Source organism: Streptomyces sp. AF1A (genome assembly GCF_047340315.1).
Taxonomy (GTDB): Bacteria; Actinomycetota; Actinomycetes; order Streptomycetales; family Streptomycetaceae; genus Streptomyces.
The window spans coordinates 1-9415 of the sequence record NZ_JBLEBI010000225.1; the positions used below are offsets into that span (position 1 = coordinate 1).

Sequence of the window (9415 nt, forward strand, 5' to 3'; positions counted from 1 at the left end):
GGAGCGCCGACCGGGCGGCCGCCGAGGCCGGGCTGGTGGCCGGTGGCGGTGCTGGTCCAGGCAGCGATGACCCTGCTGCAGATCGTGGGCGGCGTGTGGCTGGCGGGCCAGATCGCCGGCGTCATGGCACCCAATCTGGGCCTGCCGGTGCTGCTGATGGTGTGCGGGATCGTCGGCGGGCCGCTGGTGGAGTGGGGCTGCCGGATGGCCGCCCGGGGTCCCGCGCGCCGCTACGGCCAGGATGCGGAACGGCGGCTGCGGGAGGCGGCCGCGAGCTGCGGGCGGGCCCGGGTGCTCGATCCCGTGGCGTCGGAGCTGCTGAGGTACCAGGAGGTGCGGGAGCAGTACGGGCGGGTGATGCAGACGGGGGCCGGCGTGACGGGGGCCGGTGTGGGCTGAGACCGCGGGCATCCGCGGCTGGGTGACCGAGTCGGGGCGGACGGTACGGGGCGCAGGTCACTCGTGTGGGTGGCGAGGTTTTCCACAGGCGCCGGGGCCGTCCACAGCGCTCAGCGGGCCCGGCCCGGCGGAGGCAGTCTGAGGTCACGGCGATCGCACGGCGGGTCCGGCCGAAGGGACGGCGGACGGCGCGTGCGGTCGGCGGGGCGTGCGGGCGCGTACGGCAGTCGTACGCGCTCGCACGGCAGACGCCGCCGTACGGGACGGGCCCGTACGTGTGTCCGTCCGGCCGGAGGGCGCCGGGCGGGGGAGGGGAGCGAGGACATGAACGAGACCGTGGTCTGTGTGGTGGGCAACGTGGCGACCCCGCCGGTGTACCGGGAGTCGGCGGCGGGCCCGTCGGCCCGGTTCCGGCTGGCGGCGACCGCGCGCTACTGGGACCGGGAGAAGAGCACCTGGACGGACGGGCACACCAACTTCTTCACGGTGTGGGCCAATCGCCAGCTCGCCGTCAACGTGGCGGCCTCCGTGGAGGTGGGCCAGCCGGTCGTCGTCCAGGGCCGGCTGAAGGTGCGCACGGAGGCCCGCGACGGGCAGCAGCAGTGGGCGTCCGCCGACATCGACGCCGTGGCGATCGGCCACGACCTGTCCCGCGGAACCGCGGTCTTCCGGCGCGCGGCGAAGCCGGAGACGGCTCCCGCGGCGAGCCGGCCGGAGCCGAACTGGGAGACCCCGAGGCATTCGGACGACGCCGACACCGCCTCACGGCAACAGAACCCCGAGCCCGCAGCGGTGACGTGACGTCACCCGGCCCTGCCCGGCCGGCGCCGTCCCGCGCGCACCACGCCCTTTCGGCGAGTTCGCTGCGAACACCCCGTACGAACCGGTGGATTTGTCGATAAGCCCTGCTCAAGGACGGTCCTGGCGATAACGATTACGGATCGGATCGACCATCGGTTCATCGGACCGGCAGGTGAGGCGCCGCTCGGTCCCTAGTATGCCGGGCGTGCCCCTAGGGGCTGCCGAGTCTGCTGGTGGGACCGTCCCCCACGTCCAACGGGTCCTGCTCGAAGGGGAATTCTGTGCTTGCTGCGTTCTCTGGGTTCTGTCGGTCGACCGCAGCGGCCCGCCTGGCCGCCGCCACCGCCGTGTCCGGCATCGTGGTGGCCGGTGTGCTGTCCGGCGCGGGTACGGCCGTGGCCGACGACACCCCGCAGACCCAGGGCGGGGCGACCGCCACGATCGACGGCCTGAAGACCTACGGCGAGGCCGTGATCCACGAGGACGGCGTCGACCAGCGGGTCTTTGCCGGGCTGTTCGAGATGTCCGTGGACGGCGGCGGCACCCTGCAGACGTACTGCATCGACCTCCACAACCCCACGCAGCGCGGCGCCGTGTACCAGGAGACGCCCTGGAGCGGCACCTCGCTGGGCACCAACAAGGACGCCGGCCGGATCCGCTGGATCCTGCAGCACTCCTACCCCCAGGTGAACGACCTCGCCGCGCTCGCCCGGCAGGCCGGCGTGGGCACGCTCACCGAGCAGGACGCGGCGGCCGGCACCCAGGTGGCCATCTGGCGCTACTCGGACCACGCCAAGGTCGACGCCGTCGACCCGCAGGCCGAGAAGCTCGCCGACTACCTCGACAGGAGAGCCCGCAACACCGCCGAGCCCGAGGCCTCGCTGACCCTGGACCCGCCCGCGCTCTCCGGCCACCCCGGGGACGTGATCGGACCGGTGACCGTGCACACCAACGCGAGCGCCGTCACGGTGACCCCGCCGGCGAACGCGGCCACCAGCGGGGTGCGGATCATCGACAGAACCGGCAAGGTGCTCACGTCGGCCAGGAACGGCAGCCGGCTCTTCTTCGACATCCCGGAGGACGCGGCGGACGGCTCAGCCGAGCTGACCGTGCAGGCCTCGACGACCGTCCCGGTGGGCCGCGCCTTCGCCTCCGACACCCGCAGCCAGACCCAGATACTGGCCGGGTCCAGCGAGTCCACGGTCTCCGCGACCGCGTCGGCCACCTGGGCCGCCAAGGGCGCCATACCGGCGGTCTCGGCCCGCAAGGACTGTGCCAAGGGCGCCGTGGACATCACCGCCGTCAACAAGGGCGACCAGCCCTTCACCTTCGTGCTGATGGGCGTCGAGCACACCATCCCCGCGGGCGCCTCCCGCACGGTGAGCGTCCCGCTCCAGGAGGACCAGGCCTACGACTTCACGGTCACCGGCCCCAACGGCTTCAGCCGGCACTTCACCGGCGTCCTCGACTGCCGGACCCAGGGCGCGGTCACCACGAAGAGCACTCAGACCGTGGGCCGGCCCACCCCCGTCACCACGGCCACCCCGGACGGCACCGACCTCGCCGCGACGGGCGGCTCCGCGATCACTCCGCTGATCGCCGGAGTGGCCATCGGGTTCGTGGTCATCGGCGGCGCGGTGCTGGTCGTGCTGCGCAAGCGGGAGCAGTCAGGCGCATGACCACGGCGGAAACGCCCGAGGTTCCGAGGAGGCTGCCCATCATGACCAGGCCCACCCCGACCACGAAGAGCCCGCTGGAGTCGTCCGACCAGTCGTAGCAGGCGGCCACGGTCAGCCCGGCCGTGGGGCCCACCACGGCACCCGCGACGGAGCGCCGGGCCGCCGCCCAGCACACCGGCACCAGCAGGGTCAGCACCAGCCCGGCCACCTGCCACGCCTCGTACGGCCCGGACACCGAGCCATCGGGCAGCACGTCCTGATGCTGGTCCCAGCCCAGCCACCCCGCCCACAGCGCCGACGCCACCGCGGCCGGCAGGAGGACCGTCAACGCTCGGGGCAGAGGATTCCGCAGTCCTTGATTCATGTCCCCAGCGTTGCGGGCTCACCCCGTCACGGCCCAGGGCGCACATACTCATCTCCACCTGAGTACCCCCGACTTGGCATGCGCGGCGACCGCGGTGCGGCCGACCCGCTCGTCGTGCGAAACTCCCTCTCTGGTCGGAGTGAGGGGCAGGGGCGTGGAGAAGTCCGAGGCGAAGCAGTTGCTGGAACGGGCTCGCGAGATGTGGGATGCGGAGGAGTGGCTGCGTTCCGCCGAGCTGTACGAGCAGGTCCTTGCTCACTATCCGGACGCGGGCCCCAGCGCGGTGTGGTGGTACGACGCGGCACTGGCGTACAAGTTCCTGCGCAACTGGGCAAAGGCCTGTGAACTCGGCCGTGAGGCCGCCGCCCGCTCGCCGCGCGGCGAGCAGGACCCGGCGTTCTGGAACCTGGGGATCGCTGCCACGATCCAGCGTGACTGGGCGACTGCCCGCGACGCGTGGAAGGGCTTCGGGATTCCGATGCCGGAGGGCGAGGGGGAGATCAACGGCGCCTTCGGCCCGGCGTGCGTACGGCTGGACACGGGTGGCGAGCGCGAGGTGGTCTGGATCCAGCGGCTCTGCCCGACGCGAGGACGGGTGATGAACGTCCCCGCCACGAAGGGCCGTCGCTTCGGCGAGATCGTCGTGCACGACGGGGAGCCGACCGGCGAGCGGACGTACAACGGGCAGAGCGTCGCTGTCTTCGACGAACTGCTGCTCTTCGAGGCCTCTTCGCTGCCGACGCTGCATGCGACCGTGAACGCGGCGGATGCTTCCGACGTCGACGCCCTGGTGGCTTCGTTCTTCGAGCAGGACTTCGGTGCCGAGCCGGCCAGCAGCTTCCACACGCTGTGCGCATGCTGCAGCGAGGGCCGGGTCGACTGGGATGAGGTCGGCGTGCCGGGACACGGCGGCTCACAGACTGTCTGGCTGGCCGCTCCCGAGACCGAAGCCCGGCAGCTACTGGATGCGTGGGCGGCGGGCGGGGAGCGCAGCTGGGACGGACTGAAGCTGTTCGGTTGAGCCCCCGGGAGTGAGCGGGGAGTGGATCAGGGGGACCGTGCCGCCCAGTGGTCACGTAGACCAGCGCGCACCAAGCCTCTGACGTGCACAGATACTCACCGCCCTGGTGGGTGCCGACACACGCTGGCCTGGGCATGGTGGGGATGCGGCGCACCTTGGCGGAGCGACCGTACGGCCGGGATCGGCATCACCGGCGGCCACGCCGTGGAGCAGCCGGAGCCGAGGCGGGCGACCGCCGAGGAGGCAGGCGGCGGGGCCGCACGGTCGCAGCGGTCCAGGACGTGCCGTATGAGCGTGGTGTCCGGTCCCTCGCTCTGGCGTCCCGGGTGATGGGTCGGCCGTCGGTGGATCGGGGCAACCGTGTGCCGGGCAGGCCGGTGGGGAGTCGCCGGCGGGCATGTGCTGGGCCGTGCGAGGGTGTCCGAGGCCGGCCGACGGTGGCCGGCAGTGAGGGACGAGCCGTCCCCGACACCGACGAAACCCCAGGTCAGAGGCGCCCGGCCAGACGCGTTTCCGCCCAGGGGTGGCGGTACGGCAAGATGGGGTTTATCTGCCCACTGCCAGATTTCAAGCTGCCGGACGGTTTCTCTTGGCTGAGTTCATTTACACCATGCGCAAGACGCGCAAGGCGCACGGCGACAAGGTGATCCTCGATGATGTCACCCTGAACTTCCTGCCGGGAGCGAAGATCGGCGTCGTCGGTCCGAACGGTGCCGGTAAGTCGACCGTGCTGAAGATCATGGCGGGGCTGGAACAGCCGTCCAACGGTGACGCGTTCCTGTCGCCCGGCTACAGCGTCGGCATCCTGCTGCAGGAGCCCCCGCTGAACGAGGAGAAGACCGTCCTGGAGAACGTCCAGGAGGGTGTCGCCGAGATCAAGGGCAAGCTCGACCGGTTCAACGAGATCGCCGAGCTGATGGCGACCGACTACTCCGACGCGCTGCTCGACGAGATGGGCAAGCTGCAGGAGGACCTGGACCACGCCAACGCCTGGGACCTCGACGCGCAGCTCGAGCAGGCGATGGACGCGCTGGGCTGCCCGCCCGGCGACTGGCCCGTCACCAACCTCTCCGGTGGTGAGAAGCGCCGCGTCGCGCTCTGCAAGCTGCTGCTGGAGCAGCCCGACCTGCTGCTCCTCGACGAGCCCACCAACCACCTCGACGCCGAGTCGGTGAACTGGCTGGAGCAGCACCTGGCGAAGTACCCGGGGACCGTCGTGGCCATCACCCACGACCGGTACTTCCTGGACAACGTGGCCGAGTGGATCCTCGAGCTGGACCGTGGCCGCGCCTACCCGTACCAGGGCAACTACTCCACGTACCTGGAGACCAAGGCCGCCCGTCTGAAGGTCGAGGGGCAGAAGGACGCCAAGCGGCAGAAGAGGCTGAAGGAGGAGCTCGAATGGGTTCGCTCCAACGCCAAGGGGCGGCAGGCCAAGTCCAAGGCGCGTCTGGCCCGCTACGAGGAGATGGCCGCCGAGGCCGAGAAGATGCGGAAGCTGGACTTCGAGGAGATCCAGATCCCGCCGGGCCCGCGCCTGGGCAACGTCGTCGTCGAGGTCAACAAGCTCAACAAGGCCTTCGGTGAGAAGGTGCTCGTCGAGGACCTGAGCTTCACGCTGCCGCGCAACGGCATCGTCGGCGTCATCGGCCCGAACGGCGCCGGCAAGACCACGCTGTTCAAGATGATCCAGGGCTTCGAGACCCCGGACTCCGGCGAGATCAAGGTCGGCGACACCGTCAAGATCAGCTACGTCGACCAGGGCCGCGCCAACATCGACCCGAAGAAGACGCTGTGGGAGGTCGTGTCCGACGGGCTCGACTACATCAACGTCGGCCAGGTCGAGATGCCGAGCCGGGCCTATGTGTCCGCCTTCGGGTTCAAGGGGCCGGACCAGCAGAAGCCGGCCGGTGTCCTCTCCGGCGGTGAGCGCAACCGGCTGAACCTGGCGCTCACCCTGAAGCAGGGCGGCAACCTGCTGCTCCTCGACGAGCCCACCAACGACCTGGACGTCGAGACGCTCAGCAGCCTGGAGAACGCCCTGCTGGAGTTCCCCGGCTGTGCCGTCGTCGTCTCCCACGACCGGTGGTTCCTCGACCGCGTGGCCACGCACATCCTCGCCTACGAGGGCGACTCCAAGTGGTTCTGGTTCGAGGGCAACTTCGAGTCGTACGAGAAGAACAAGATCGAGCGGCTGGGTCCGGACGCGGCGCGTCCGCACCGTGCCACCTACAAGAAGCTGACCCGGGGCTGATCCAGCAGATGCGCCACATTTACCGCTGCCCCCTGCGCTGGGCGGACATGGACGCCTACGGCCACGTCAACAACGTGGTGTTCCTCCGCTATCTGGAGGAGGCCCGTATCGACTTCCTGTTCCGCCCGGACAAGGAGTTCAAGCAGGGGTCGGTGGTGGCGCGCCACGAGATCGACTACAAGCGCCAGCTCGTCCACCGGCACGCTCCGGTGGACATCGAGCTGTGGGTCACCGAGATCAAGGCCGCCTCCTTCACCCTCGCCTACGAGGTGAAGGACGGCGACCAGATCTACGTCCGGGCCTCGACGGTGATCGTGCCGTTCGACTTCGAGGCCCAGCGGCCGCGGCGCCTCACCGAGGAGGAGCGCGAGTTCCTCCGGCAGTACACGGACGAGGCGGGCGAGGAGGAGGCCGTCGCCGCATGACGGTGCTGCACCTCGCCGACGAGACGGAGGCGGCCGACCTCGCCGCCTTCCTCTCGCGGCTGCTCCACTACGACCGTGGAGCCGCGGTGCGCCTGCAGGCGGCGGGCACCGCGCTGGCCGTCTTCGGGCGGCCGCCGTCCTTCGAGGTGCTGGCGGTCCGCGCGGTGCGGCTGGCCAAGCCGTACGAGGACGGGCTGGACGTCACCCTCGACGTGACGGTCTCCGCCGGCGAGTTCCTGGAGTCGGTCGACGAGCGGGCGGCCACCGCGGGCGTGCCGGCCGCGGTCACCGGTCCGCCGTGGGCCGGTGTGCTGCCGCCGCGCGGCGGCTGGCGGCCCGAGCCGGGGCTGCCCGCGCCGGACGCGCTGCGCGCGACGGTCGCCGCGGCGGTCGGCGAGTTCCGGTCCCGCACGGAGGAGTTGACGCCCGAGCGGCGTACCCGCGCGGAGCTGGACCGGATCGGGCGGGACATCTGGTCCCGGGAGATAGGGCGGACCCGGCTCCCGGTGCGGGCCGTGCACGCGGCCCAGTCCCTGGGCTTCCTGCGGCCGGGAACGGAACCGGCCGACACCGGGCTGTTCTCCTCGGGGACGTGGCTGAGGCTGCGCACCCCCTACGGCTCCGTCGCCGTACGGCGCACCGGACTGGGCACGCTCGGCGTCACGGTGACCCACTGAGCCGGCCGCCCCGTGTCTCGGCGACCCGCTGAGCCACCGGCCTGTCTGACTCGCGTGACCGCGACCCGCTGCTCTGGCTGTCTCGCGTCTCGGTGACCCGCTGACCGCCTGTCCCGCGTCTCCGCGACCCGCCGGACCCGCCGGACCCGCCTGTCCCGCCTGTCCCCGTCATGGTGATCCGCTGCTCCGGCCGTCCCGCGTCTCGCTGGCCCACTGGCCCGAAAGTCCCGCGTCGCGGTGACCCGCCGGACCCACCAGACCTGACTCTCCCGCGTCTCCGTGACCCGCCGGACCCGCATGTCCTGAGTCTCCGCGCCCCGCTGACCCGCCGGACCGGCCCGCCTCAGCGCTCCCCGCTGTCGTCCGGCCACACGCCGATGTGGTCGGACTCCAGTTCCAGGGCCACGCGGTCGCGCATGTCGAGGGCGCGCAGGTACTCGGCGGGCAGTTGCAGGCGGCCCGCGCGGTCGAGCATGGCGTACTCGCGGGCGACGACCGTCTCGTGGCCGGTCGCGGCGTCCACCTCGCTGCGGCGCAGCACCTCGGTGGAGGTGCGGCCGTCGCGGATGGCGACCGTGCGGCGGACCTCGCCGGCCACCGCCTGGTCGTGGGTGACGATCACGATGGTGGTGCCGAGGGCCTCGTTGGCCGTGCGGAACGCGTCGAAGATCTGCGCGGCGGTGTGCGAGTCGAGCTCGCCGGTGGGCTCGTCGGCGAGCAGCACCGCGGGGTCGTTGGCGATGGCCACGGCGATGGCGACCCGTTGCTGCTGGCCGCCGGACATCTCGTGCGGGTGGCGGTCGCGGCAGTCGGCCACTTGCAGCAACTCCAGGAGTTCCAGGGCGCGTTCGGTGCGCGCGCGGCGGCCCCGGCGGGTGCGGGCGCCGGAGAGCTGGAGCGGGAGTGCCACGTTCTGCGCGGCGGTGAGGTAGGGCAGGAGGTTGCGGGAGGTCTGCTGCCAGACGAAGCCGACGACCTCGCGGCGGTAGGCCAGGCGGTCGGCGGCGTTCATGGTGAGCAGGTCGCGCCCGGCGACGCGGGCGGCGCCGGCGGTGGGGGTGTCCAGGCCGGCGAGGATGTTCATCAGCGTGGACTTGCCGCTGCCGGAGGCGCCGACGAGGGCCATCAGCTCGCCCTCGCGGACGAGGAGGTCCAGGCCCTGGAGCGCCTGGACCTCGATGCCGTCCGTGGAGAAGATGCGGACCAGTCGGTCGCAGGTGATGAGGGCGTCGTGGCCGTAGGCGGGCCGGTCGCGGGTTTCGGTGACTCGGTTCGCCAACTCGGAGAAGGTGGGATTGGTGGTCATCGGGTCTCCGTCGGTCGTCGGGCGGTCCGAGGTGGGGCCGTTCGCCCGCGCTCGTGCCGCGTTCATCGGCCGTCCCCCGCTCTGAGTTCCGTCACCGAGCCGCGTCTGCCGGACCACCAGGCCTGGGCCGCCGCGACACCCACCGTGGTCAGGAGGACCAGGACCGCCGGGAGGGCCAGGGACCAGGTGTCCGGGTGCAACCGGACGCCGGAGAGCGGGGACCGGGCTGAGGGAAGGGCGAGGGTCGTCAGGTCGATGCCGGGGGACAGGAGGCGGATGGTGGCCCAGCCGGTCAGGGTGCCGGTGACGGCGGCGAGAAGCGCCTGGGGGAGGGACTCCAGGACCAGCAGACGGCGGCCCTCCGCGCGGGTGAGGCCCATCGTGCGCAGGCGGGCCAGGAGCGCCGCGCGTTCGGGGGCGGCGCGCAGCAGCGCGAGCAGCAGGGCGAGGACGGCGAAACCGGCGCCCGCGACCACGGCCGCCGTGTAG

The 9415-nt window shown here is 71.7% G+C and carries 9 protein-coding genes and 2 pseudogenes; 8 read left to right on the top strand and 3 right to left on the bottom strand.

Going from position 1 to position 9415, the window contains the following annotated elements; translation table 11 throughout:
* The 3 genes and pseudogenes from ACLU3S_RS33480 to ACLU3S_RS33490 all read left to right on the top strand — a co-directional run.
* Positions 1-399 (top strand): annotated as a pseudogene (locus ACLU3S_RS33480) (ATP-binding protein); the annotation flags it as partial.
* A gap of 324 nt (positions 400-723) precedes the next feature.
* Positions 724-1200: a single-stranded DNA-binding protein gene (locus tag ACLU3S_RS33485; protein ID WP_413955745.1), complete on the top strand. Its 477-nt coding sequence runs from the start codon at positions 724-726 to the stop codon at positions 1198-1200.
* A gap of 281 nt (positions 1201-1481) precedes the next feature.
* On the top strand, positions 1482-2879 hold the full coding sequence (locus ACLU3S_RS33490; RefSeq protein ID WP_413955746.1) for a Cys-Gln thioester bond-forming surface protein: 1398 nt from the start codon (positions 1482-1484) through the stop codon (positions 2877-2879).
* Here ACLU3S_RS33490 and ACLU3S_RS33495 read toward each other — a convergent pair.
* The gene (locus tag ACLU3S_RS33495; RefSeq protein WP_413955747.1) at positions 2824-3243 is read right to left on the bottom strand and encodes a hypothetical protein; all 420 of its coding nucleotides are present in this window, start codon (positions 3241-3243) and stop codon (positions 2824-2826) included. The two genes, ACLU3S_RS33490 and ACLU3S_RS33495, sit on opposite strands and share 56 nt — an antisense overlap.
* Positions 3244-3397: 154 nt before the next feature.
* On the opposite strand from ACLU3S_RS33495, the gene ACLU3S_RS33500 reads away from it, so the two are divergent.
* The 5 genes and pseudogenes from ACLU3S_RS33500 (at position 3398) to ACLU3S_RS33520 (ending at position 7620) form a co-directional block, all read left to right on the top strand.
* On the top strand, positions 3398-4264 hold the full coding sequence (locus ACLU3S_RS33500) for a tetratricopeptide repeat protein (RefSeq protein ID WP_413955748.1): 867 nt from the start codon (positions 3398-3400) through the stop codon (positions 4262-4264).
* A 165-nt stretch (positions 4265-4429) separates the two neighbouring features.
* Positions 4430-4510, top strand: a pseudogene (locus tag ACLU3S_RS33505) (GntR family transcriptional regulator); the annotation flags it as partial.
* Between the two features lie 343 nt (positions 4511-4853).
* Positions 4854-6518, top strand: a complete 1665-nt coding sequence (gene ettA / locus ACLU3S_RS33510) for an energy-dependent translational throttle protein EttA (RefSeq protein WP_413955749.1) — start codon at positions 4854-4856, stop codon at positions 6516-6518.
* An 8-nt stretch (positions 6519-6526) separates the two neighbouring features.
* Positions 6527-6943, top strand: a complete 417-nt coding sequence (locus tag ACLU3S_RS33515; RefSeq protein ID WP_413955750.1) for an acyl-CoA thioesterase — start codon at positions 6527-6529, stop codon at positions 6941-6943.
* A complete protein-coding gene (locus ACLU3S_RS33520) occupies positions 6940-7620 on the top strand; it encodes a hypothetical protein (protein ID WP_413955751.1) in 681 nt (226 codons plus the stop codon). The genes ACLU3S_RS33515 and ACLU3S_RS33520 overlap by 4 nt, the downstream gene beginning before the upstream one ends.
* A gap of 343 nt (positions 7621-7963) precedes the next feature.
* Here ACLU3S_RS33520 and ACLU3S_RS33525 read toward each other — a convergent pair whose 3' ends face one another.
* Positions 7964-8926 (bottom strand): ABC transporter ATP-binding protein, encoded by a 963-nt coding sequence (locus ACLU3S_RS33525; RefSeq protein ID WP_413955752.1) that lies wholly within the window; start codon positions 8924-8926, stop codon positions 7964-7966.
* A 62-nt stretch (positions 8927-8988) separates the two neighbouring features.
* The coding region (locus ACLU3S_RS33530; RefSeq protein WP_413955753.1) for an FtsX-like permease family protein at positions 8989-9415 on the bottom strand (427 nt) is incomplete at its 5' end.

Bases quoted from the DNA above. Each gene is read 5' to 3' on its own strand.
- ACLU3S_RS33485 (WP_413955745.1), top strand. From the start codon at position 724: ATGAACGAGACCGTGGTCTGTGTGGTGGGCAACGTGGCGACCCCGCCG.
- ACLU3S_RS33495 (WP_413955747.1), bottom strand. From the start codon at position 3,243: ATGAATCAAGGACTGCGGAATCCTCTGCCCCGAGCGTTGACGGTCCTC.
- ACLU3S_RS33515 (WP_413955750.1), top strand. From the start codon at position 6,527: ATGCGCCACATTTACCGCTGCCCCCTGCGCTGGGCGGACATGGACGCC.
- ACLU3S_RS33520 (WP_413955751.1), top strand. From the start codon at position 6,940: ATGACGGTGCTGCACCTCGCCGACGAGACGGAGGCGGCCGACCTCGCC.
- ACLU3S_RS33525 (WP_413955752.1), bottom strand. From the start codon at position 8,926: ATGACCACCAATCCCACCTTCTCCGAGTTGGCGAACCGAGTCACCGAA.